Consider the following 22,288-nt stretch of genomic DNA (forward strand, 5'->3'; position numbering starts at 1 on the left):
CGTCCGCGTCCCGCTCGTCGCCGCGGGCGGCACCGCACGGTCGGCACGGCCCCGCCGCGGTGGGGCCGTGGCCCGGACCGCCCTCGCGGGCTTCCACCCGGTGTGTCCCACCCGGTCTGTCCCACCCGGTGTGTTCCGCTCCCGCTCGACCCGATGCGCCCGCGAGCCCCGCGGCGGCGTGCGGCAGTACCCATGCCCGGGGGCGCCAAGCAGGGAAGTTCGCCAGAACCCGCGCGAGTGCGCGAGTGCGCGGGAGCGCCCCTCCGTGATCTGCCGTCAGCTGCCCGGTCCACGCCCACCGCCCGCCGGCCCCGGCCGGAACGGCGGTGTCAGCGGCGGCGCAGCGCTTCCTCGATCGTCCGCATCACCTCGGGCAGCGGGGCGTCCGTGCGGGCCACCGCCACCAGGACCCCGTCGCCGGTCCGCGGCTGCCCGTCGGCGGGAGCCTGCTCCGCCCCGGCGCGCCCCGCGCCGATGTTGGAGCCGAACGTCTCGCGGACGATGGCGAAGGCGTGGTCGAGCTGGGTCTCCACGTCGCCCCGGCCCCCCGCCCGCAGCCAGCGCCTGAGCACATGGTTGTGCGCGGTGACCACCGCGGACGCGGCCACCTCGGCCAGCAGCGGGTCGTCGTTGCCGTCGTGATGGTCACGCTCGTCGAAATGGCCCAGCAGATAACGGGTGAACAGGCGCTCGTAACGGGCCACCGAAGCGATCTCCCGCTCCCTGAGCGTCGGCACCTCGCGGGTCAGGCGGTACCGCTCGACCGACACCGCCGGCGACGCCGCGTACATCTTCATGACTTCCTTGATGCCCCGGCAGACGGTGTCCAGCGGATGCTCGTGGGCCGGAGCGGCGTTGAGCACGGCCTCGGCCCGCACCAGCGTGTCGTCGTGGTCGGGGAAGATCGCCTCTTCCTTGGAACGGAAGTGCCGGAAGAAGGTGCGCCGGGCGACCCCGGCCGCCGCGGCGATCTCGTCGACCGTCGTCGCCTCGTATCCCTTGGTCGCGAACAGTTCCATCGCCGCCGCGGCCAGCTCCCGGCGCATCTTCAGCCGCTGGGCTGCCGCGCGGCTGCCCGCGGCGCTCTCGGGGGCGTCGGACGTGGTGGGCGCGGAGGAGGTCCGGGCGGTGCGTCGGCGGGCGTCAGCGGGCTGGGGCATGCCCTGAACGTACTGCATCCGCGCAGGGGGCTGCGCCTTCGGGGGCGGGCCGCGCACTCCCTCCAGCAGCCCGCCCCACGCCGGGCGGCCGTCACCGGTGTCCGCGGGGCCGCGGGCCGGTGACGGCCGCCCGGCCGCGTTCGGTTCGCCGCGGCCGGCGCCTCCCTCACGGCCCTTCAGCCGGGGGAGGGGGCCGGAGCGTCCGCCTTCTCCGCCGTGCCCCGCCCCGTCCTCGGGCCGCTCCGTGACCCGCGCTCCCCGCCGTCCGCCGCCCGCTCCGTGCATGTCGCCGGAATCAGCGCCGGGCATATTCGCGGAAGCCGCGCCCCGTCTTGCGGCCGAGGCAGCCCGCGGCCACAAGGTGCTCGAGCAGCGGCGCCGGGGCCAGACCCGGGTCGCGGAACTCCCGGTGCAGCACGTTCTCGATGGCCAGGGAGACATCGAGACCGACCACGTCGAGCAGTTCGAAGGGCCCCATCGGGTACCCGCCCCCGAGCTTCATCGCCGCGTCGATGTCGTCGAGCGACGCGTAGTGCTCCTGCACCATCTTGATCGCGTTGTTGAGGTACGGGAACAGCAGCGCGTTCACGATGAAGCCCGCGCGGTCACCGCAGTCCACCGGGTGCTTCCCGATCCTCTCCGTCACCCCGCGGACCGTGGAGTGGACGTCGTCCGAGGTCAGGACCGTACGGACCACCTCGACCAGCTTCATGGCCGGGGCCGGGTTGAAGAAGTGCATTCCGACGACGTCCTGAGGCCGCGAGGTGGCGCGGGCACAGGCGACGACGGGCAGCGAGGACGTCGTGGTGGCCAGGACCGCTCCCGGCTTGCAGACCTTGTCGAGCGTCGCGAACAGCTGCCGCTTGACCTCCAGGTCCTCCGCGACGGCCTCCAGCGCCAGGTCGACCTCGGCGAACGCGTCCAGCGAGCCGGCCGGAGTGATCCGCGCCAGCGTCTCCTCCCGGGCCTCGGCGGTCATCCGGCCCTTGTCGACAGAGCGCGAGAGCGACTTGCCGATACGGGACTTGGCGTTCTCGGCCTTCTCCTGTCCGCGGGCGGCGAGGACCACGTCGTACCCGGCCTTCGCGAACACCTCCGCGATACCGCTCGCCATCGTGCCGGAGCCGGCCACACCGACCGACGCCACCGGACGGCCGCCGGCGGAGGAGCCGGTCCCCGCCGGCGTCAGCGCGTCCGGGACGACGGTGCCGCTGTCCCGCGCCTCGTAGGTGTAGAAGCCGCGGCCCGACTTGCGGCCGGTCAGCCCCGCCTCGCTGAGCTGCTTCAGGATCGGCGCGGGGGCGTGCAGCCGGTCGTGGGACTCGGCGTACATGGCATCGAGGACGGTGCGGGCCGTGTCGACGCCGATCAGGTCGAGCAGTGCCAGCGGACCCATCGGCAGCCCGCAGCCCAGCCGCATCGCGGCGTCGATGTCCTCGCGGGAGGCGTACCTCGACTCGTACATGGCGGCGGCCTGGTTGAGATAGCCGAAGAGCAGGCCGTCGGCGACGAAGCCGGGCCGGTCGCCGACGGCGACGGGCTCCTTGCCGAGGTCCCGGGCGAGCGCGGTGACCGCCGCCACGGCCTGCGGGGCGGTCAGCACCGAGGAGACCACCTCGACCAGCCGCATCGCGGGGGCCGGGTTGAAGAAGTGCATCCCCAGGACCCGCTCGGGCCGGGCCGATTCGGCGGCGAGCCGGGTCACCGACAGCGCGTTGGTGCCGGTGGCCAGGATCGTCCCCGGGCGGACGACGGCGTCGAGTTCCCGGAAGACCTGCTGCTTCAGCTCGTACGACTCGGGCACCACCTCGATCACCAGGTCGGCCTCGGCGGCCGCCCGGAGTTCGGAGAAGGTGCGGAAGCGGGCCAGGACGTCCCGCCGCTCCTCCTCGGTGAGGCGCTCACGCCGCACGGCCCGTGCGGTGGACGCTTCGAGGGCGGAGACGGCGTGGCGCGCCGCGGCCTCGCTGACGTCGATGCCGATGACCTCGCGCCCGGCGCGGGCGAGGACCTCCGCGATACCGGTGCCCATGGTGCCGAGACCGACGACGGCGATGGTGGAGAGAGAGGTGTCCATCACGGGACTCCAGGAGTGAGTGACGACTGAGGGTGGGCGTGCTCCGCGAGGCGCCCACGCTGCGGTCCGCGAGAACGGACCGGAGGGAGCGAGGCGCTCGCGGCATGCGTGTCGCGATGAAGGAGGCGACGGACCCTGTCCCGGAGCCACGCCGTACTGAACTGCCGAACCGACCGGCTCTCCCGGCCGCACGGCCTGGGAGCCACCCCTCGACGGCTGCGTCACCAGGCCGCCGAGAGCAGAGCGGGTGTTGCCCGCTCACCTGAGATTAACTCGCGGGTAACGAGCGCGCCAGCCCTCCGAGGATGTGATGTGCGCCGCCACCCGGCGAACCGTCCCGGGCGAAGACGCGGCGGCGGCGCGCACAGCGGCGACACGGCGCGCAGACGGCGCGCACAGCGGCGAAGGGCTCCACCGGGCACGGACCGCGGTCCCGGTGGGCTCCCGGTGAACTCCCGGCCCGCGGTGCGCCGGGGAACGGGCTCCGGCCGGGAGTGGGCCGGCACCCCGCGCCGCCGGGCCGCGCTCCGGCCGGGGGCGGCGTTCCGCGAAGGGCTCCATCAGCCCGGTGCGCGCCCCCTACGCTGACCGTATGGAAGCGGATCTCGAGGATCTGACCCGCCGTACACGCCGCGAGCTGACCGGGCCGGCGGACGAGGAACTGCACCGGCGGCTGACCGCCATCGCGGATCCCGACGCCCTGGCCACCGTGCTCACCCAGTCCCATCTGCCCCTGTGGGCGCGGGAGATAGCCGCCTTCCGGCTCGGCTGCGCCGGCGACCGCCGCTCCTTCGAACCCCTGGTACTGCTGCTCAACCACCGAGACCCGGACCGCTGCCTCTCCGCCTCGTACGCGCTGGGCAGGCTCGGCGACCCCCGGACCGCGGCGGCCGCCGCCGCTCTCGCCACCAACGAACTGCGCGTGGCCTACGCCCTCACCCCGGTGCGGCTCCTCACCACCCTGCGGGCACCCGAGTCCGCGCCCGCGCTCATCACCGTCCTCGGCAGGAGACTCGCCCCCGGAGACCCGCACTGGCGCGTCGCGCTCGCCTGCGTGGAAGGGCTGGGCGCACTCGCCGACCGGCGCGCACGCCGGGTCCTGGAGGCGGCCCGGGCTCACCCCCGCCTGTCCGCCGCCGCTTCCGCGGCACTCAGCCGCCTGCCGTAGCGCACCTCGGGAACCATGACGCCGACCGCCTCGAACGGCTCCTCCGCTCCGTCGGGCGCGAACCCCGCCTTCTCGTAGAACCGGCGGGCACGCCGCTCGACCCGCACCAACGCTCGCAAGCCCAGGCCGTTTTCCGGAGAGTGACCAGGAGATGCGGGGCTCGTCGTCACGCAGGCGGCGGTCACGGGGTGAAGGGGACCCCCGCGCGGCAGAGCACGTTGGCGTAGAAGGTGTCCTCACCCGTCCGTACGGCGAACCTGACGTCCCGGACCCTGGCCTTGAACTCGTCGTGGTCGACGGGTTCGGGGTCGAGCCCGAAGGAGCGCAGGCCGGCGTGGACGGTGGGGTTGACCTCGCGGACCTTGCCGGTCACCCAGCTGTGCTCGACGACGATCTCGTGGAGCACGGTCTGGACGACGTCCAGGAACGGGGGGTGGCCGTACCGGTAGCCGAGATCCACGACGGGGGTGTCGGGTGCCAGGGGGAGCCCGGCGTCGCTGATCACGAAGGTGTCGGTGTGGCGGAGACCGGCGATCAGCCCGGCCAGCTCGCGGTGGATGATGCCGCTGCGTTGCACGGGTTCAGTCCTCTTCGGTAGGGGGAGTGGCGGAGGGCGAGGGCGAGGGCTCGCGGTGCCGGCAGGCCGGCGTGCTGTTGGGGCGCGCCGGCGACCCGTACGGCCGGCGACCCGTACGGCCGGGGAGCCCGCGGCGGCGTCCGGGCGGGCGGCGTCCGGGAGCGAGTCACCGGCGGCGAGCCGGTCGGCGAGCACCGCTGCCGCCGAGGTTGACGTACGCGGTACGGCCGAGGAGGGTCTCGCCGGGGGAGGGGACGGCGTCGGCGGCGACGACGTGGCCGGCGTTCACCGGGCCGATCACCACGACGAGGGGTGACGTACCCGTGAGGGGCTCGGGCACGGGGCGGATGAGCGACCGGCCTCAGGCATCCGCGTCGCCCTGCACGGCCCCGGTGATCAGCCCGACCAGCTCGTCACCCGTGGTGGCGCAGACGGCCCGCCGCGCGGCAGTCCGGCCTCGGCGCAGTACGTACGCGGTGTCGGCGACCCGGAGTACCTGCGCCATGTCGTGGCTGATCAGCAGCACGGTCACCGACGCCTCGCGGAGCCGGTCGACGAGTTCCTCCACGGCCGCCGTCTCCCGGACGCCCAGCGCTGCGGTCGGCTCGTCCATGATGACCAGGGTGCGGCCCCAGTTGGCCGCGCGGGCGATGGCGATGCACTGTCGCTGACCGCCCGACATCCGCCGTACGGTGGCCCGTACGTCCGGGACGTTCACGTCCAGCCGGGACAGGATGGCGCGGCTCTGGGTGATCATGGACTTCTTGTCCAGCAGCTGGAACGGGCCGAAGCCTCTGGTCAGCTCGTGGTTGAGGTAGAGGTTCTGCCAGACCGGGAGGTCCTCGATGAGGCCGAGGGTCTGGAACACCGTCTCGATGCCCAACTGCCGTGCGTCGTCGGGGGAGTGGAACCGGATCTGCTCGCCCCGGAAGCGGATCTCGCCCGCGTCCGGCGGGTGCACCCCGGTCAGGCAGCGCACCAGCGTGGACTTGCCAGCGCCGTTGTCGCCGAGCAGCGCGGTGACCTTGCCGGGGGCCAGCTTCAGGTTCACGCCCTGGAGCGCGTGGACCGCGCCGAAGGACTTGCGCAGCCCGGTGATCTCCACGAGCGGGGAGACGACGTGACCGGCCTGGGTGGCGTCCTGGCTGGCCTGGGCGGCGTCCTGGCTGGTCGGGGCGGCGGCGGATATGCCCGTCGCACGGGCCGGAGTGTCCGTCATGGCTGGCTTCTCCTACTTCTGGAACCGGGAGATGAAGGCCGCGCCGAGTACGACGGTGCCGACCGCGATGGGCTGGTAGTACTGCGAGATGCCGACCAGGGTGAAACCGTTGATGAGGCTCTGGAGCAGCAACGCGCCGGTCACCGTGCCGAGCACGGAGGCCTTCCCGCCGAACAGGCTGGACCCGCCGAGGACCACCGCCGCGATGGAGCTGAGCAGCAGGTCGGTCTGGAGGCTGGGGTCGGCGCCGCCCGTGCGGGCCACGAACAGCACGGCCGCGACCCCGCAGGCCAGCCCGGAACTCGCGTACGCGATCAGCCGGATACGGTCGACGTGGATGCCCACACCCCGCGCGGCCTCGATGTTGCCGCCGGTCGACAGCAGATAGGTGCCGGTACGGGTGCGGTAGAGAAGGAAGCCAACCAGCGCGGCCACCACGAAGGCCAGTACCCAGAACCAGCGCAGCGGGCCGATGCCGTCGATCGCCAGACCGCGCAGGAAGTCCGAGTTCACGGGGACGGTGTTGCCGCTGGTCAGCAGCAGGGTGAGACCGCTGACCACGGAGAGCGTGCCGAGGGTGACGATGAAGTCGGTCATGTTCAGCCGGGCCACCAGCAGACCGTTCACCACGCCCGCCGCCAGCCCGGCCAGCAGGGCCAGGCCGATGGAGACGGCCAGTCCCCAGCCACTGGTGTAGGCGTACCCGAGGACCGCCGCCGACCAGGGCAGGTTGGAGCCCACCGAGAGGTCGATACCGGCGACGGTGACCACCAGCTGCTGACCCATGGCGAGGACCAGCAGGATCGAGGCGGACACCAGCAGGTCGCTGATGTTGGACATGGTGAGGAAGTCGGGCGTGGCGATGAAGAAGACGAGGAACACCACGCCCAGCCCGATCGGGGCGGCGAACCGTGCCGCCGCCCCGAACGAGAAGCCCGGGTCGAGCCGACCCGGTGCCTGGGTGTCAGCCATGATCAGCTCACTTCCCGGCCGACGCGAGCGGGTTGTCGAACGGGACGAACGGCTGGGGGAAGGAGCTGATCGCCTTGTCCACGTTGCTGGAGTCGATCAGGGCGATCGGGGCGACGATCCGGGTGGGCACCTTCTTCTCGGCGACCAGGTCGATACAGGCCTGAACCGCCAACTGGCCCTCGGCGTACGGGTACTGGGAGATCGTGCCGCTGAGGGTGCCCGCCTTGACCGCCTCCAGCGCGGCGGTGATGCCGTCCACCGAGATGATGGAGACCTTGCCGGTCAGACCTGCGTTGCGGACCGCCTGCGCGGCACCCAGCCCCATGGTGTCGTTGGCGGCGAATATACCGGTGATCTTCGGGTGGGCCTTGAGGATGGCCTCGGTGACCGTCTGCGCCTTGGCCTGGTCGTAGTCGGCGGGTTGGGTGGCGACGATGTCCAGCTTGCCCGCGACCTTCTCCGAGAAGCCCTTCTGGCGGTTGATGCCGTTCTGCTCACCGGCGATGCCCTGGAGGAGGGCCACCTCGCCCTTGCCGCCCATGAGCTTCAGCAGGGCCTCGCCCGCCTGCTCACCCGCCGCCAGGTTGTCCGAGCCGATGAAGGAGGCGTACGACACCCCGGCCTGCTCGGAGGCCTTGGCGTCGATCTGGGTGTCCAGGTTGAGGATCGGGATCTTCTTCTGGGCGACCGGGACGAGGGGGGTGATCACGTTGGTGGCGTTGACCGGTACGACGCCGAAGCAGTTGTAGTCCTGGCCCGCGAGGGTGGAGATCTTGGCGTTCTCACCCGTGCTGTCGGTCTCCGACGCGCCGGCCTGGACCTCCACCTTGACGCCCTGCTTCTTGCCCTCGGCTATCGCGCCGTCGCGCAGCGCCGCCCAGTAGGGGTTGGTGAAGTTCCGGGTGACGATGGCGATCTTCGCCTCGTCCGTCGTGCTCTCGCTGCCGGAGCTGTCCCCGCCCCGGCCGCAACCGGCCACCACCAGCAGCATCGTGGTGGCGGCGACGACAGCGGTGGCGGAACGGACCCTGCGTGCGCTGCGGTTGGCGGTGGCGCCGGAGCGGGCGGTGACGTTGGTGTTCATGGGTGTGCCTTTCGTCGCGTCATTGCGTAGAAGCGGGGTGGGGCGGCGCGGGGGTGGTCCGGACTCCGAGGCCGGGAGGCTGGGGCGGAGTCCGGGAGTCCGGGAGTCCGGGAGTCAGGGGTCCGGGAGTTCGTAGGTCCGGGAGGCCGGGAGTCAGGGGGTCCGGGAGTTCGTAGGTCCGGGAGTCCGTAACTCTGCGACCGGGGGCCGGGTTTGAGGTCGGGGGCCAGGTGAGCCGGGGCCATGGTGAGGTCGTGGTCCGTCGTACGGGTCAGGCGGGTCGTATGACTCGTGCGCGGCGTCCGCGGCGTCCGCGGTGTACGCGGTGTACGCGGTGTACAGGGCGTCCGCGGCGTCCTTGCCGGGTATGCCGGTGTGAGCCGGGCGTCACAACCGGTCGCCCGCTCTCACTGCCGGCCCGCCGTCGCTATAAGCGCTTACCGATCATCGATTCGCCCCCGACGGGGTCCGGGCAGCCGCAGGAGCCGCGGGCGATCAGCGTGGTGGGGTGGGTGATGCGCTGTACCGGGAGGGCTGGGTCGGCGATCTTGGCCAGCAGCCACTCGACGGCCGAGCGGCCCAGCTCCTCGAAGGGCTGCCGCATGGTGGTGAGCGCGGGCACCGTGTACTCGCTGCCGTCGATACCGTCGAAGGCGCAGACCGCCACGTCGTCGGGGACGCGCAGCCCCAGTTCGGCGGCGGCGCGCAGGACGCCGATGGCCTGCTCGTCACTCGCCACGAAGAGCGCGTCCGGATGTCCCGAGTGCGCGAGCATCCGCCGGCCGGCCCGGTACCCGTCGCCCCGCCCGAACGGCACATGCGTCAGCGGCGCGTTCCCCGGATCCCGCCCGGCCTCGACGAGGGCCCGGCGCCAGCCCGCGACGCGGTCGACCGTCGGGTGCACGCCCTCAAGCCCGGCGATGCACCCGATCCGCTCCCGGCCGTGACCGAGCAGATGGGTGGTCGCCCGGTACGCGCCGCCCTCGTTGTCGGTGAGCACCTGGGTCGCCCCCGGCAGCTCCAGTTCGCGGTCGAGCACCAGCCGGGGCACGGTCGTCCGGTCGGACAGCTCCGCGACCCAGCTGTGCGGGCCGTGGATCGGGACCACGATGAGCCCGTCCACCCGCCGGTCGAGCAGGGTCCGGACGTACGTCGCCTCACGGGCGTCGTCACCCATCGCGTTGCCCAGCAGCATCGTGTAGCCGGAGGCGAAGCCGACATCCTCGATGACCCGGGCCAGCTCGGCGAAGAAGGGGTTGGAATTGTCGGGTACGACCAGCCCGAAGGTCATGGTCCGCGAGGTCTTCAGGGACCGGGCCACCGCGTTGGGGCGGTAGCCGAGCTCGTCTATCGCCGCGAGGATCCGCTCGCGGGTGGCGGGGGCGACCTTGCGGGGGCCGTTGTTGAGGACGTAGCTGACCAGGGCCTCGGAGGTGCCCGCCAGGCGCGCCACGTCGCGGCGAGTTGCCATCAGACCCTCCTTGGGCTCGGGCTGCGTCCGGTCGGCATCAACTCGTGTTGTCAACACGAGTTGATGCGGTTGCGTTGGATGAATATCGACCCCCGGTCCGCCGATGCGCAAGAGGTCGTCCGGAATCCTTTGGTAACGAGTTCGAAACCTTCCTTTGCAGGTGCAACCCTGGCGGGGTCTTGGTCATCACCGCGGTGATCACCTGATCACCTGATCACCTGATCACCGCGACGGGAGGCAATCCGCCGCCCCCGCGGTGGTGGCCTTCCGAGGACCACGACCAGGAGGTCGCCGGCGTAGCGGCGCAACAAGGGGAGGCGCCCATGGCGGGCTGGCGGGCTGGCGGGCAGGCGGGTGGGCAGGCTGGCTGGACGGGACGGGACGGGACGGGGCGGGGCGGGGCGGGGCGGCGCCGACGCGGTGACCCAGGGGTCGCAGCTAGCCATCCCCTCCCCGAGCCCGTCGCGGCCCTCCTGCGGTGAAGCGTCCTCGGCGGGAGGCGCAGGCCTCGCGAAGTGAAGCCCCCTGTTCGTGGACAGCGGTTGCCTACGCTGCGGGGGTGAAGCCTTGCTGCGGTCTGGCTCCGGTTTCGAGGGGGGTGAGGTATCCGAACTCGGGGTGCCTGCGGAGCCTGGTGCGGTTGTAGTCGACCTCGATGAAGCGGAAGACGTCGGCACGGGCCGCTTCGCGGCTCTCCCGGACGGTGGTGCCGATCTCCGCCTTCAGCAGCCCGAAGAAGCTCTCAGCTGCGGCATCGTCAGCCAGGTCGATGGCGGTGGCCAGGTACCGCCAGCCCTCGATGGTCGGCAGTTACGTGCTGTCCCCGACGATCTTCGTGCCCGGCTCGGCGGCGGTGAAGTCGCGCCCGACTTGGATCCGGGGACAGGTCCCGACACCGCCGATGCCCTCGGCGAAGACGAGCGTCTTCCGGTGAGCCTGCGCCCACTTGGCTGGGTCGTGCTTGTCGCCCAGGGACCGGATGGCACGGTCAAAGCGCCACCACACCAATCACGTCAAGCTCGTCCGGACGGGCGAGCCACGACCCAGGGGCGGGACGGTCGAGCGGGGAAGTCTTGCTCGCGGACACGTGACGGACAGGTTCCCGTTACCGGGCTTGACCAGGACCGATGCCACCATGCCGACACTCCGGAACCGCTGGGACGGAGTGTTGGGAGATCCGGAGGGGAACGAGTTCTGCGTCCTCGCCGACCGCCGCCCCTGAACGGAGGCCGCACACCGCGCCGGTCCTGCTGCGGGTTGTCCGCCGCGGTCGCTCCCATACGACGGGAAACGAGCCGTTCCGAAGGCGGAAAGCGGTGATCCGGTCGGGTTCGAACTCCACGGCTGTACGTCGGGTGACACGGCGCCCCCGGTTTTGGGCGGCCGCAGCGGAGGTGGTTGGCTTGGCCGCACCGCAGGAACCGAGTGCTGAAGGAGAAGCGATGGCGCAGGTCGAGGCCACGACGGAGCGGATCGTCGCAGCGGACGCGGAGAACGTGTTCGACGCGCTGGCCGACTACAAGGACACCCGCGCGAAGCTCCTGCCCGGGCAGTTCAGCGAGTACCAGGTGCGCGAAGGCGGCGACGGTGAGGGCACCCTGGTCCACTGGAGGCTCCAGGCCACCAGCAAGCGCGTCCGCGACTGCCTCCTCGAGGTGACCGAACCGACCGACGGCCAGCTCGTCGAGAAGGACCGCAACTCCTCCATGGTCACCACCTGGACCGTGACGCCCGCCGGGGAGGGCCGCTCCCGCGTCGTGGTCACCACTGCCTGGAACGGCGCGGGCGGTATCGGCGGGTTCTTCGAGCGCACCTTCGCCCCCAGGGGACTCGCCCGCATCTACGACGAGGTGCTCGCCAAGCTCGCCGCCGAAGTGGAGAAGTGAGGCCGGTCGGCACCGCCGGAGTGGTCGGCGCCGAGAGTGCCGACCACTCCAGGCCGACCACTCCGGGCCGACCACTCCCGACACCGGGGCCGGACGCTCCGGGCCCCCGGCCCCCGTGCCACCGCGCCGGCCGCTCCGGGCCCTGGGGCCTTCGGGGCGGCTTGCCCGGCTGCGGCCGCGCCCACCGGGCATGCGCGTCCCGGAATGCCGCATTCCGCAGAGGTGCCGCCCTGCCCGATCCGGGCCCGGCGGACGCCCGGAACCCGCTGACGCCGGATTCGCCGGCGGCCCGGGATCGGTGGCTGTCCGGTGCCGGCGCCCCTGCGTGTGCGGGGCACCGCCGGTCACGAACGCGACCCGCACCCCAGCCGGTGCCGTGCGGGTGCGGGCTACCGAGAGTTGGTAGAACAGAACGATGGTTGGCCGGTGCCGTGCGGGTGCGGGTGCTGGTGCGCGACGTGAGTCAGGGCACGGCGGGAGGCGGCACGGCAGGGGGCAGGGCACGGCGGACCACAGGGGCGCAATGCGCCGTTCTGTCTCGCTGTGCGGTGGCAACCGGCCGATTCGCCGCGATGACCGGCGGGTCGCCCTCGCGGGGGCCTACTGTTGAGTCACTTGCCGCGAACCCCGCGTCAGAGGAAGGAGCCCGTCAGCAATGGACGTTGGCGTTCCGCCGGTGCTGGAATGGCGGTCGGTGGCGCTGGGCCCGACGGGCCTGGCCGTGGTCGTCGCCGACGGCGGCGGCCGCGTCGCGCACTGGTCGGCGGGTGCGCGGGTGCTGTTCGGCCACGAGGAGGCGACGGCCGTCGGTCAGCCCGCCGAGGAACTGCTGCCCGTCGCGGGCGCTCTGTCGGCCGGCGCCTCGCGGTTCCCGTCCCGGCGCGGCGGCGGTCCCGGCCCCGCACCGGCGACCTTCTCCGAGGTCCCCGTGTTCCGCCCGGCGGCCGGGCGCGCCCGGCTCGGCGCGGGCGGAGGGCGGCCGCGGGAGGAGCGGATCGACGTCCTGTGGTGGGCGTATCCGCTCAAGGGCCCGGGACCGGAGCGGCTGCTCGTCCTGGCCGCGGACGCCGGCCGGTTCGGCTCCGGCGCCCCGTCGCGCGCAGGTGCCGGCGGCGGTGAGCGCCTCGCTCCGGGATTCGCCTCGCACGTGGGGCTCTTCGACTTCGGCGACCTGGTCCGCCGGCTCACCGGGATCCTGTCCCGCCTGGGGCTCCGCGACCCGGTCGGCATCATCGACCGGGTACGGGAACTGGGCTGCCCCGTAGTGGAGTTCGGGTACCGCGAGCGGGTGCCGGTCCCATCCGGGCGGGGCGTGCCGAGGTGCCGGTCGTTCGCACCCGGCGGTGTCGGGTGAAGGCGCGGGTAGCGGCCTGACGGGGTGACTGGACGGGGTGACTGGACGGGGTGACTCGACGGGGCGACGCGACCGGGTGACTTGACGCGGCGATCCGGGGCGTCGACTTGAGGGCGAACTGCCTGGTCGGAGGGCGGAACGGGTGATGGTACAGGTCTGAACCACCCCTGGTTATCCACAGGGCTGGTCGGTGCGGCGGACGGCGCGTACGGTTCCTGGCATGAAGATCCTGATCAGTGCCGACATGGAAGGCGCCACCGGTGTCACCTGGCCGGCCGATGTGCTGCCCGGCACTCCCCAGTGGGAGCGCTGCCGGTCCCTCTTCACCTCGGACGTGAACGCGGCGGTGCAGGGCTTCTTCGACGGTGGTGCCGACGAGGTGCTTGTCAACGAGGCGCACTGGACTATGCGCAATCTCCTGCTGGAGCATCTGGACGACCGCGCGGAGATGCTGACGGGGCGGCACAAGTCGCTGTCCATGGTCGAGGGCGTGCAGCACGGGGACGTGGACGGCATCGCCTTCGTCGGCTACCACACGGGCGCGGGCGCCGAAGGCGTGCTCGCGCACACCTACCTGGCGAACTCGATCACAGGCGTCTGGCTGAACGGCGTCCGGGCGAGCGAGGGCCTGCTCAACGCCCGTGTCGTCGCCGAGTACGGGGTCCCGGTGATCCTCGTCACCGGTGACGATCTGACCTGCGACGACGCCCTGGGGTACGCGCCGGCGGCCCGCAGGGTCGCGGTCAAGGACCATGTCTCCCGGTATGCCGCGGTGTGCCGCGCGCCCGCGCGCACGGCCGCCGACATCCGCGCGGCCGCCAAGGAGGCCACGGCCCTCGCGGTCCGCCACGAGCCGGTCAGCGGCGGACCGTTCACCGTGGAGCTGGAGTTCGACGCGGAGCACCTGGCCGCGGCGGCCACCCTCGTACCGGGCACCGCCCGCGCCGGCGAGCGCCGCACCGCCTACACCAGCGAGACGATGTATGAGGCCGTTCGCACCTTCAAGGCCGTCACGACGATCGTCTCCGCCGCGGTGGAGGAGGAGTATGGCTGACGTGCCCCGCCGCTCCGCCGAGACCGCCACGCCCGCCGCAGCCTCCGACTCCCCGCACACGGACAGGTCCCACGACATGACAACGGCCGCCGCACCCGTCGACGACACCGCCCTCGGCGAGGCGGTGACCTTCACCTCCGAACTCATCCGCATCGACACCACCAACCGCGGAGGCGGCGACTGCCGCGAGCGCCCCGCGGCCGAGTACGCGGCCGAACGCCTCGCCGCCGCCGGTCTCGAGCCCGTGATGCTGGAGCGCACCCGGGGCCGCACCAACGTCGTCGCCAGGATCGAGGGCACGGACTCCTCGGCCGACGCCCTGCTCGTCCACGGTCACCTCGACGTGGTCCCGGCCGAGCCGGGGGACTGGACCGTCCACCCGTTCTCCGGTGAGGTCCGCGACGGCGTCGTCTGGGGCCGCGGCGCGGTCGACATGAAGAACATGGACGCGATGATCCTGGCCGTCGTCCGGGCCTGGCACCGCACGGGCGTCCGGCCGCGCCGGGACATCGTCGTCGCCTACACGGCGGACGAGGAGGCCAGCGCGGAGGACGGAGCGGGCTTCCTCGCCGACCGGCACCCCGATCTCTTCGAGGGCTGCACCGAAGGCATCGGCGAATCCGGGGCCTTCACCTTCCACGCCGGCCCCGGAACGGCGCTGTACCCCGTCGGCGCCGGTGAACGCGGCACGGCATGGCTGAAGCTCACCGCCCGTGGAAGGGCCGGGCACGGCTCCAAGGTCAACGGCTCCAACGCCGTCACCAGGCTGGCCGCCGCGGTCAGCAGGATCGGTGAGTACGAGTGGCCGGTCCGGCTCACCCCCACGGTGCGCGCCGCCCTGTCGGAACTGGCGGCCCTCCAGGGCATCGCCGCGGACCTCGACGCGCCCGACTTCGACGTGGACGCCCTGATGGCCGAGCTCGGCCCCGCCGCCAAGCTCGTCGAACCGGTCGTCCGCAACAGCAGCAACCCGACGATGCTGGACGCCGGATACAAGGTCAATGTGATCCCCGGTCATGCCGGTGCCTTCGTCGACGGGCGGATGGTGCCCGGCGGCGAGGAGGAGTTCCGGGAGACCCTCGACCGCCTCACCGGACCCGACGTCGACTGGGAGTTCCACCACCGGGAGGTCGCCCTGGAGGCCCCCGTCGACTCCCCGACCTTCGCCAAGCTGCGCGCGGCGATCGAGCGGTTCGACCCCGAGGGCCACGTCGTCCCGTTCTGCATGTCGGGCGGCACCGACGCCAAGCAGTTCTCGCGCCTCGGCATCACCGGATACGGCTTCTCTCCGCTGAAGCTGCCGCAGGGATTCGACTACGCGGCGATGTTCCACGGCGTCGACGAACGCGTTCCCGTCGAAGCGCTGCACTTCGGCGTCCGCGTCCTCGACCACTACCTGAAGTCCGCATAGGGGGAGTTGGCATGGTACCCACGGAGGCCTACGGCACCTGGCCGTCGCCGATCGACGCCGCGTTGGCGGCCTCGCACGACGGCCGACCCGAATTCATCGGCATCGTCGGTGACGAGGTGTGGTGGACCGCGCCGCGCCCCACGGAGGGCGGGCGCAGAGAGCTGGTGCGCCGGAGAGCCGGCGGAGCCGAGGAGTCCGTCCTGCCCGCTCCGTGGAACGTGCGCAGCCGGGTCATCGAGTACGGAGGCCGGCCGTGGGCTGCCGCGGACCGCCCCCGGGGCGGTCCGCTCGCCGTCTTCGTCCACCATCCCGACCAGCGGCTGTACGCGTTCGAGCCGGACGGTGCCGGCGAGCCGCGACCGCTGACGCCGGTTTCCGGGGCCGGCGGAGGGCTGCGCTGGGCCGACCCGGTCCTCCACCTCGCCCGGGGGGAGGTCTGGTGCGTGCTGGAGGAGTTCACCGGCGAGGCTCCCACCGATGTGCGGCGTGTCGTCGCGGCGGTCCCGCTGGACGGCTCGGCGGCCGACGACCGCTCCGCCGTCCGGGAACTCACCGACGACCGGAACCGGTTCGTCACCGGCCCCCGGCTGTCGCCCGACGGGCGCCATGCCGCCTGGATCGCCTGGGACCATCCGCGGATGCCCTGGGACGGCACGGAAGTGATGGTGGGCGAGGTGTCCGGCACCGGACCGTTCACCGCGGTGCGTTCCGTCGCCGGAGGCCCCGAGGAGTCGGTCGCCCAGGTCGAATGGGCCCCGGACGGTTCACTGCTGCTCGTCTCCGACCCCGGCAACTGGTGGGAGCTGCGGCGTATCCGGCCGCACGCCCTCGAAGAGGGCGAGCCGACCGTCACCGGCCTGTGCGAGGGCCGGAACGAGGAGTTCGGCGGCCCGCTGTGGAAGATCGGGCTCCAGTGGTTCCAGCCCCTCGACAGCGGACTGGTCGCGGTCGTCCACGGCAGGGGGTCCACGGCCCTCGGCATACTCGACCCGGAGACGGGCGAACTGGTCGACGCGGCGGGCCCGTGGACGGAGTGGGCCCCGACGCTCGCGGCGCACGGCACCAGGGTCGTCGGCGTCGCGGCAAGTCCCCGCACCGGATACGAGGTCGTGGAACTCGACACCCGTACGGGCCGGACCCGTGTCATCGGCGCCGCACACGTCGACGCCGTGGATCCCGCCTACTTCCCGGAGCCCCAGATCCGCACCTTCACCGGGCCCGACAACCGGGAGATCCACGCACACATCTACCCGCCGCACAACCCGGACCGGGTCGCCCCAGACGACGAGCTGCCGCCCTTCGTCGTCTGGGCGCACGGCGGCCCGACCGGCCGCGCCCCACTCGTACTCGACCTGGAGATCGCCTACTTCACCTCACGCGGCATCGGCGTCGCCGAGGTGAACTACGGAGGCTCCACCGGCTACGGCCGTGAGTACCGCAACCGCCTGCGTGAGCAGTGGGGCGTCGTCGACGTCGAGGACTGCGCGGCGGTCGCCGAGGCCCTGGCCTCGGAGGGCACCGCCGACCCGGACCGGCTGGCCATCCGGGGTGGCAGCGCCGGCGGATGGACCGCCGCGGCCTCGCTCACCAGCACCGACGTGTACGCCTGCGGCACGATCATCTATCCCATCCTGGACCTGATGGGCTGGGCCACCGACGGGACCCACGACTTCGAGTCCCGTTATCCGGAGTCGCTGGTCGGTCCGCTCGCCGAGGTGCCCGGCCGCTACCGGGACCGGTCGCCCATCGAGCACGTCGACCGGATCTCCGTGCCGTTCCTGCTGCTCCAGGGACTGGACGACCCGATCTGCCCGCCCGTCCAGAGCGAGCGGTTCCTCGCCCAGACGGCGGGCCGGGGCACAGCGCACGCGTACATCGCCTTCGAAGGAGAGAGCCATGGATTCCGCCGCGCCGACACCATGATCCGAGCACTGGAGGCCGAACTCTCCCTGTACGCACAGACCTTCGGCATCCCGCGCAGCGACGTCCCCAGGCTCGAACTGAGGAAGTGAAGCGCATGCACCAGCACTCCGGCACGGCGGCCCCGACCGCACTGACCCGCCCCCCGCGCCTCGCCCCCGGCGCCCGGGTCGCCGTCGTCGCGACGAGCGGTCCCGTCCCGGCCGAGGCACTCGAACCGGGGCTGGACGTGCTGCGCGGATGGGACCTGGACCCGGTCGTCATGCCTCATGTACTCGACGAGCACCCGGCCCTCGGGCATCTGGCGGGGACGGACGAGGACCGTGCCAGGGACCTGGAACGGGCGTGGTGCGACCCCGCCGTATCGGCGGTGATCTGCGCCCGCGGCGGCTACGGCGCACAGCGCATGGTCGACCTCGTGGACTGGGCCGCGATACGCGCGGCCGGACCGAAGGCGTTCGTCGGCTACAGCGATGTGACCGCGCTCCACGAGGCCTTCGCGGTCCGGACCGGGCAGTCCACCCTGCACGGTCCCATGCCGGCCACGAAGGCGTTCCTCAAGGACACCGCCGCCCAGGAGTCCCTGCGCGCCACGCTGTTCGAGCCCGAGTCGGTGATGACCCTCGGACCGGGTGCGGGCGGCGGCGCGCTGGTCCCGGGGCGGGCGAGCGGCATCACCCTCGGCGGCTGCGTCAGCCTGCTCGCGGCCGATCTCGGCACCCCGCACGCACGGCCCTCGGCACGAGGCGGGCTACTGCTGATCGAGGACGTGGGGGAGGAGGCATACCGCCTGGACCGGGTCCTCACCCAACTGCTGCGCTCCGGGTGGCTGGACGGTGCGGCGGGCCTCGCCCTCGGCTCCTGGGAGGACTGCGGCCCCTACGAGGAGGTCCGGGCGCTGCTACTGGACCGGCTCTCCGGACTCGGAGTACCGATCACCGAGGAGCTGGGCTTTGGGCACGGACCCGGCTGCCTCACCGTACCGCTCGGGCTTCCGGCGGTGCTGGACGCCGACGCGGGGACGCTGACGCTGAACGTCCCGGCCCTGAGCTGACGCCGGACGGCGCCGCCGGCCCAGGGGCGGCTCCGGGACGACTCGGGGACGGTCCGGTCCGGTGCTGGGCGCCGACCCCGAGCCGGGCGCGCGGACGGCTGCCGGCGCGCCGTACCGGCGGCGCGCCGCGGCCGGCCCCGGGGGTCCGGCAGCCAGATCCGGCCGCGGCGCGGACATCGGCACGGTCAGCCGAGTGCCGCATAGCCCGGCCGGATCACCTCGCCGATGATGCGGCGGCGTTCCGGGAGCGGCAGGAACGCGGACTCGACGGCCGCGACCGTGAACCGCTCGAAGACCTCGGGCCCGTAGCCGAAGGCGTCGGCCATGTGCTGGAACTCGCGGCTCATGGTCGTACCGGAGACCAGGCGGTTGTCGGTGTTGAGCGTCACCCGGAAGCCCAGGCGGTGCAGCAGGTCGATCGGATGTGTGGCGTAGTGCTTCGCCGCCCCGGTCTGCAGGTTGGACGTCGGGCAGACCTCCAGCGCGATGCGGTTGTCGCGGACGTATGCGGCGAGATGGCCGAGGACGGCCGTGCCGTCGTCCTGGACCTGGATGTCGTCGGTGATCCGCACACCGTGGCCGATGCGCTCCGCGCCGCATACCTGGACCGCTTCGTGGACGGACTCCGCGCCGACGGCCTCGCCGGCGTGGATGGTGAAGTGGCAGTTGTGCCGCTTCAGGTACTGGAAGGCGGGCAGGTGGTCGGCCGGCGGGTTGCCGATCTCACCGCCCGCTATGTCGAAGCCGGCGACACCGCGGTCCCGGTGCGCGACGGTCAGCTCGGCGATCTCCAGCGAGCGCCGGGTGTGCCGCATACCGGTGAGCAGGGCCCTGACCGTGATTCGGCCTCCCGCCCGGCGCTCGCCCTCGCGGAAACCCTCGTTGACGGCGTCCACGACCTCGTCGAGGCCCAGCCCGCGCTCCTGGTGCTGCTCGGGCGCGTAGCGCACCTCGGCGTACACGACGCCGTCCGCCGCCAGGTCCTCGGCGCACTCCGCCGCGACCCGGAAGAGCGCTTCGCGGGTCTGCATCACCGCGCAGGTGTGGACGAAGGTCTCCAGATAGCGTTCCAGCGAACCGGAGTCCGCCGCGTCACGGAACCACAGGGCGAGAGCCTCGGGGTCCTCGGTGGGCAGTTCCCCGTAGCCGCAGTCACGGGCCAGTTCGATGATCGTCGAGGGGCGCAGACCGCCGTCCAGATGGTCATGGAGGACGGCCTTCGGCGCCCGGCGGATCCAGTCGGCAACGGGGCCGGGGGCGGCTGCCGACTCGGCGGCGGAGTTGTCAGACAAGTGCATGCAGCTGGAGTGTACGCCACGCGGCGGTCCGGTGCCGCGCGGCCGCCGGGCCCCGGTCGGGCTCCCGCCGAGCCCGGCCCGCCACCCGGCGCCGACCGGCCGGTCCCCGGCGCGCAACGCCCGGCCCTTCCCGGTCCCCTTCCCGGTCCCCTTCCCGGTCCCCTTCCCGGTCCCCTTCCCGGTCCCCTTCCCGGTCCCCTTCCGGGTCCACGCCCGGCCCATGCTCTGCCCCTTCCCGGCCCGGTTCCGGCCCCCGGTTCCGGGTCCAACCCCCGGTTCCGACCCCGCCCCCGACCCGGGTTCCGCGTTCCGGATTCCGGGTTCTGGAGGACACGAGCCCGCGCCGGGTTCCACGCAGCAGGCAGGGGGAGGGGGGTCGTGCCCCGCGAAGTGGTGTAGGTGATCAAGTGCTTCACGTTCCGGTTCGAGGCCCATGGCGATCTCCGTGGGGACGGCAACCCACGAAGCGTCCCGCTGAAACGGGTTGAACATCCAGTCCGGCCGAGTCACCGTCTCCGACCTGCGGCTTCCGCCGTCCTGATCCCCTACACCACCCGGCGGGACGCGATCGGGAGGGGTTCGCTCCCGGCGCTGCCGCTGCCGCCGCGCCGTCAGGTCGACTGGATGACGGGCAGGGCCGGAGCGCCCGTCGGAAGCATGTGCTTGGCGGCCAGCACCGGCACGCCACCGGACCGCACGACCTGGGTGACCAGGACCGCAGGAGTGTCGGCGGGGCGGTTCAGCTGGGCTCCGCGACGGCGCCCCAGCAGCGTCGCGGTGATGCCCGAGTGCGCCGTCAGCGGCACTCCGCGGGAGGCCCCGGTCAGCACGGCGAGCATCGACGTCCCGGTGTCGTCCCCCGTCTCCCGCAAAGCCTGCGCGAACGGCGGATGTGCCCGTTCCAGGACGTCGTCGGACGCCGCCCACTCCTGGCTGAGCGCCGCCGCGGCGCCCTCGCCCGACAGCAGCGACTCCCAGAACCGCAGCTCGGCCCGGGCGGGGGCGAGCAACTGCTGGGTGGTGAAGTCCGTCGGCTCCTCGACCGCCCGAAGCAGCGCCCGCACCCGCAGGGGCGGCGTACCGGCCGAGAGCTGTTCCTCCAGTGGTCGGACGTGCTCGAAGCCGCGGCGAGGAGGACTGTCGTTGACGGTCCTGCCGACCCCCCGCCGCACCGTCAGCAGCCCGTCCTCCTGCAGCAGCAGCAGCGCCTCGCGAAGCGCGGGCCGGCTGACGCCCAGGTCGGCCGCCAGCCGCGGTTCGGACGGCAGGGTGCATCCCGGCGGATAGGTGCCGTCGTGGATGGCGTCCGCGATCCGCTCGTACAGGACGACGACCGGTCTCCGTTGCTGTCCGCTGACTACCACGAACCCTCCTCGGTTCACTTGTCAGGCCGCACACCCGGGCACTTGTCCGTCACACGACCCCTGCCCGCGTCGGTGACGGCGAGGCGCGTGCCGGGTCTGAACACCGCTTCACCGGCCCCAGACCGGCGCGTCGCCTGACACATGCGGCCGCGGCGCCCTCGCGTCCTGCCACCCACCGTAGTTCACGCCCGAAGCAGCGCGAGGCCGTGCCCAGACGGCTTCCCCGTGAATGATCACCACCTGTCAGACAAGACTGCTTCAGCAGGCGCGGGGCCGCCCTCGCGCCCACGACACGTCGGCGGATCTCGACAACCGGCGCCCCCGGCAGGGGGCACCCGCCGTCCTGAGGCCGCCCTCCCCTCGGACCGGGCAACTGCCGGGGCACGGGCGATCGCCGGTCGTCCGCGGCGCCACCCCTCCCTGTGTCACGCCCGGACGACCCGGGGCCGACGTTAGCCTGACGCCATGTCCGAAGCACCGAGTCCCGCTCCCGCCCCGGGCGACCGCCCAGCAGCCGCCTCCGTCAGCGGCGCGGGCGGCGGCCCGGGGGAGGGCTCCGGAGCCCTCCTCGGCCCCGCCGCGATCGCGGTGGGGCCGAGGACCTTCATCCGCCACTACCGACTCGACGACGCCGCCCGGTTCACGGCGCTCGCACGCGAAAGCACCCGGCTGCACCGGCCCTGGCTCTTCCCGCCCCGGACCGGCGCCGAGTACACCGCCTACGCCCGCAGACTCCTCGAGGACCCCACCAGGATCGGATATCTCGTCTGCGGCCGTGATGACGGGCGGATCGCCGGATTCATCAACATCAACAACATGGTCCTGGGGGCCTTCCTCAGCGGAGCGCTCGGCTACGGGGCGTTCGCCCACGCCGCCGGTCGCGGACTGATGACGGAGGGGCTCGGACTCGTCGTCCGCCATGCCCTCGGGCCGCTGGGACTGCACCGGCTCGAAGCCAACATCCAGCCCGGCAACGAGTCCTCCCTCGCCCTCGTGCGACGGCTCGGCTTCCGGCTGGAGGGCTTCTCACCGGACTTCCTCTTCATCGACGGTGCGTGGCGCGACCACGAGCGCTGGGCCATCACCGCGGAGATGGAACTCCGCGCACCGTAGCCGTAGCCGTAGCCGTAGCCGTAGCCGTAGCCGGAATAGGAACAGGACCGGGAATCAGGGCCAGGACCGGGAGCAGGAACAGGGCCAGGACGGGAACGGGAATGCC

20 protein-coding genes and 1 pseudogene are annotated in these 22,288 nt (G+C 72.6%); 9 read left to right on the forward strand and 12 right to left on the reverse strand.

The features are described 5' to 3' along the window. Positions 1-329 precede the first annotated feature (329 nt). The gene (locus tag DDQ41_RS27630) at positions 330-1,160 is read right to left on the reverse strand and encodes a TetR family transcriptional regulator (RefSeq protein WP_217364451.1); all 831 of its coding nucleotides are present in this window, start codon (positions 1,158-1,160) and stop codon (positions 330-332) included. Positions 1,161-1,455: 295 nt separating this feature from the next. Further along, entirely contained in the window at positions 1,456-3,237 is a 1,782-nt protein-coding gene (locus DDQ41_RS27635) for a 3-hydroxyacyl-CoA dehydrogenase family protein (protein WP_109296901.1), read from the reverse strand. A gap of 592 nt (positions 3,238-3,829) precedes the next feature. Between DDQ41_RS27635 and DDQ41_RS27640 the strand changes: the two genes are divergently transcribed. Next, complete coding sequence (locus DDQ41_RS27640; protein ID WP_109296902.1) at positions 3,830-4,405, forward strand: HEAT repeat domain-containing protein; 576 nt, start codon at positions 3,830-3,832, stop codon at positions 4,403-4,405. On the opposite strand, the pseudogene DDQ41_RS32760 reads toward DDQ41_RS27640, so the two are convergent. The 8 genes and pseudogenes from DDQ41_RS32760 to DDQ41_RS33145 form a co-directional block, all read right to left on the reverse strand. After that, positions 4,354-4,497, reverse strand: a pseudogene (locus DDQ41_RS32760) (GNAT family N-acetyltransferase); the annotation flags it as partial. The gene DDQ41_RS27640 and the pseudogene DDQ41_RS32760 sit on opposite strands and share 52 nt — an antisense overlap. A gap of 89 nt (positions 4,498-4,586) precedes the next feature. Then, a complete protein-coding gene (gene rbsD / locus DDQ41_RS27650) occupies positions 4,587-4,982 on the reverse strand; it encodes a D-ribose pyranase (protein ID WP_109296903.1) in 396 nt (131 codons plus the stop codon). 166 nt (positions 4,983-5,148) lie between these two features. Then, positions 5,149-5,322: a hypothetical protein gene (locus DDQ41_RS27655; protein WP_174720331.1), complete on the reverse strand. Its 174-nt coding sequence runs from the start codon at positions 5,320-5,322 to the stop codon at positions 5,149-5,151. Positions 5,323-5,343: 21 nt separating this feature from the next. Further along, positions 5,344-6,201 (reverse strand): ATP-binding cassette domain-containing protein, encoded by an 858-nt coding sequence (locus DDQ41_RS27660; RefSeq protein ID WP_109296904.1) that lies wholly within the window; start codon positions 6,199-6,201, stop codon positions 5,344-5,346. A 12-nt stretch (positions 6,202-6,213) separates the two neighbouring features. Next, entirely contained in the window at positions 6,214-7,173 is a 960-nt protein-coding gene (locus tag DDQ41_RS27665) for an ABC transporter permease (RefSeq protein WP_109296905.1), read from the reverse strand. 7 nt (positions 7,174-7,180) lie between these two features. Then, positions 7,181-8,257 (reverse strand): sugar ABC transporter substrate-binding protein, encoded by a 1,077-nt coding sequence (locus tag DDQ41_RS27670; protein WP_109296906.1) that lies wholly within the window; start codon positions 8,255-8,257, stop codon positions 7,181-7,183. Between the two features lie 427 nt (positions 8,258-8,684). Continuing rightward, positions 8,685-9,728, reverse strand: a complete 1,044-nt coding sequence (locus DDQ41_RS27675; protein WP_109296907.1) for a LacI family DNA-binding transcriptional regulator — start codon at positions 9,726-9,728, stop codon at positions 8,685-8,687. A gap of 546 nt (positions 9,729-10,274) precedes the next feature. Further along, positions 10,275-10,457 (reverse strand): hypothetical protein, encoded by a 183-nt coding sequence (locus DDQ41_RS33145; RefSeq protein ID WP_361691165.1) that lies wholly within the window; start codon positions 10,455-10,457, stop codon positions 10,275-10,277. Between DDQ41_RS33145 and DDQ41_RS32765 the strand changes: the two genes are divergently transcribed. From DDQ41_RS32765 to DDQ41_RS27715, 7 genes are all read left to right on the forward strand, one after another. Further along, a complete protein-coding gene (locus DDQ41_RS32765; protein WP_262508699.1) occupies positions 10,384-10,662 on the forward strand; it encodes a hypothetical protein in 279 nt (92 codons plus the stop codon). The two genes, DDQ41_RS33145 and DDQ41_RS32765, sit on opposite strands and share 74 nt — an antisense overlap. Positions 10,663-11,170: 508 nt before the next feature. Continuing rightward, complete coding sequence (locus DDQ41_RS27690) at positions 11,171-11,614, forward strand: SRPBCC family protein (protein ID WP_109296908.1); 444 nt, start codon at positions 11,171-11,173, stop codon at positions 11,612-11,614. Positions 11,615-12,269: 655 nt separating this feature from the next. After that, positions 12,270-12,968 (forward strand): nitrogen regulation protein NR(II), encoded by a 699-nt coding sequence (locus DDQ41_RS27695; RefSeq protein ID WP_109296909.1) that lies wholly within the window; start codon positions 12,270-12,272, stop codon positions 12,966-12,968. 220 nt (positions 12,969-13,188) lie between these two features. After that, positions 13,189-14,022, forward strand: a complete 834-nt coding sequence (locus DDQ41_RS27700) for a M55 family metallopeptidase (RefSeq protein WP_109296910.1) — start codon at positions 13,189-13,191, stop codon at positions 14,020-14,022. Between the two features lie 76 nt (positions 14,023-14,098). Further along, positions 14,099-15,433 (forward strand): M20/M25/M40 family metallo-hydrolase, encoded by a 1,335-nt coding sequence (locus DDQ41_RS27705; RefSeq protein ID WP_109297977.1) that lies wholly within the window; start codon positions 14,099-14,101, stop codon positions 15,431-15,433. A gap of 11 nt (positions 15,434-15,444) precedes the next feature. Next, on the forward strand, positions 15,445-17,445 hold the full coding sequence (locus tag DDQ41_RS27710) for a S9 family peptidase (RefSeq protein ID WP_109296911.1): 2,001 nt from the start codon (positions 15,445-15,447) through the stop codon (positions 17,443-17,445). A 5-nt stretch (positions 17,446-17,450) separates the two neighbouring features. Then, positions 17,451-18,407: a S66 peptidase family protein gene (locus DDQ41_RS27715; protein WP_172607788.1), complete on the forward strand. Its 957-nt coding sequence runs from the start codon at positions 17,451-17,453 to the stop codon at positions 18,405-18,407. 185 nt (positions 18,408-18,592) lie between these two features. On the opposite strand, the gene DDQ41_RS27720 is transcribed toward DDQ41_RS27715, so the two are convergent. Together DDQ41_RS27720 and DDQ41_RS27725 are read right to left on the reverse strand one after the other, a co-directional pair. After that, positions 18,593-19,705: an adenosine deaminase gene (locus DDQ41_RS27720; RefSeq protein WP_109297978.1), complete on the reverse strand. Its 1,113-nt coding sequence runs from the start codon at positions 19,703-19,705 to the stop codon at positions 18,593-18,595. A gap of 611 nt (positions 19,706-20,316) precedes the next feature. Continuing rightward, positions 20,317-21,069 carry a GntR family transcriptional regulator gene (locus DDQ41_RS27725; RefSeq protein ID WP_109296913.1) on the reverse strand — a complete coding sequence of 251 codons (753 nt, stop codon included), beginning with the start codon at positions 21,067-21,069 and terminating at the stop codon, positions 20,317-20,319. A gap of 465 nt (positions 21,070-21,534) precedes the next feature. Here DDQ41_RS27725 and DDQ41_RS27730 point away from each other — a divergent pair, with 465 nt between their 5' ends. Then, complete coding sequence (locus DDQ41_RS27730; protein ID WP_109296914.1) at positions 21,535-22,182, forward strand: GNAT family N-acetyltransferase; 648 nt, start codon at positions 21,535-21,537, stop codon at positions 22,180-22,182. The last annotated feature ends 106 nt before the right edge of the window (positions 22,183-22,288 follow it).

It is taken from the genome of Streptomyces spongiicola (assembly GCF_003122365.1).
Lineage (GTDB): Bacteria > Actinomycetota > Actinomycetes > Streptomycetales > Streptomycetaceae > Streptomyces > Streptomyces spongiicola.

Bases quoted from the DNA above. Each gene is read 5' to 3' on its own strand.
- DDQ41_RS27630 (WP_217364451.1), bottom strand. From the start codon at position 1,160: ATGCCCCAGCCCGCTGACGCCCGCCGACGCACCGCCCGGACCTCCTCC.
- DDQ41_RS27635 (WP_109296901.1), bottom strand. From the start codon at position 3,237: ATGGACACCTCTCTCTCCACCATCGCCGTCGTCGGTCTCGGCACCATG.
- DDQ41_RS27640 (WP_109296902.1), top strand. From the start codon at position 3,830: ATGGAAGCGGATCTCGAGGATCTGACCCGCCGTACACGCCGCGAGCTG.
- DDQ41_RS27660 (WP_109296904.1), bottom strand. From the start codon at position 6,201: ATGACGGACACTCCGGCCCGTGCGACGGGCATATCCGCCGCCGCCCCG.
- DDQ41_RS27665 (WP_109296905.1), bottom strand. From the start codon at position 7,173: ATGGCTGACACCCAGGCACCGGGTCGGCTCGACCCGGGCTTCTCGTTC.
- DDQ41_RS27670 (WP_109296906.1), bottom strand. From the start codon at position 8,257: ATGAACACCAACGTCACCGCCCGCTCCGGCGCCACCGCCAACCGCAGC.
- DDQ41_RS27675 (WP_109296907.1), bottom strand. From the start codon at position 9,728: ATGGCAACTCGCCGCGACGTGGCGCGCCTGGCGGGCACCTCCGAGGCC.
- DDQ41_RS32765 (WP_262508699.1), top strand. From the start codon at position 10,384: ATGAAGCGGAAGACGTCGGCACGGGCCGCTTCGCGGCTCTCCCGGACG.
- DDQ41_RS27690 (WP_109296908.1), top strand. From the start codon at position 11,171: ATGGCGCAGGTCGAGGCCACGACGGAGCGGATCGTCGCAGCGGACGCG.
- DDQ41_RS27695 (WP_109296909.1), top strand. From the start codon at position 12,270: ATGGACGTTGGCGTTCCGCCGGTGCTGGAATGGCGGTCGGTGGCGCTG.
- DDQ41_RS27700 (WP_109296910.1), top strand. From the start codon at position 13,189: ATGAAGATCCTGATCAGTGCCGACATGGAAGGCGCCACCGGTGTCACC.
- DDQ41_RS27705 (WP_109297977.1), top strand. From the start codon at position 14,099: ATGACAACGGCCGCCGCACCCGTCGACGACACCGCCCTCGGCGAGGCG.
- DDQ41_RS27710 (WP_109296911.1), top strand. From the start codon at position 15,445: ATGGTACCCACGGAGGCCTACGGCACCTGGCCGTCGCCGATCGACGCC.
- DDQ41_RS27715 (WP_172607788.1), top strand. From the start codon at position 17,451: ATGCACCAGCACTCCGGCACGGCGGCCCCGACCGCACTGACCCGCCCC.
- DDQ41_RS27720 (WP_109297978.1), bottom strand. From the start codon at position 19,705: ATGCACTTGTCTGACAACTCCGCCGCCGAGTCGGCAGCCGCCCCCGGC.
- DDQ41_RS27730 (WP_109296914.1), top strand. From the start codon at position 21,535: ATGTCCGAAGCACCGAGTCCCGCTCCCGCCCCGGGCGACCGCCCAGCA.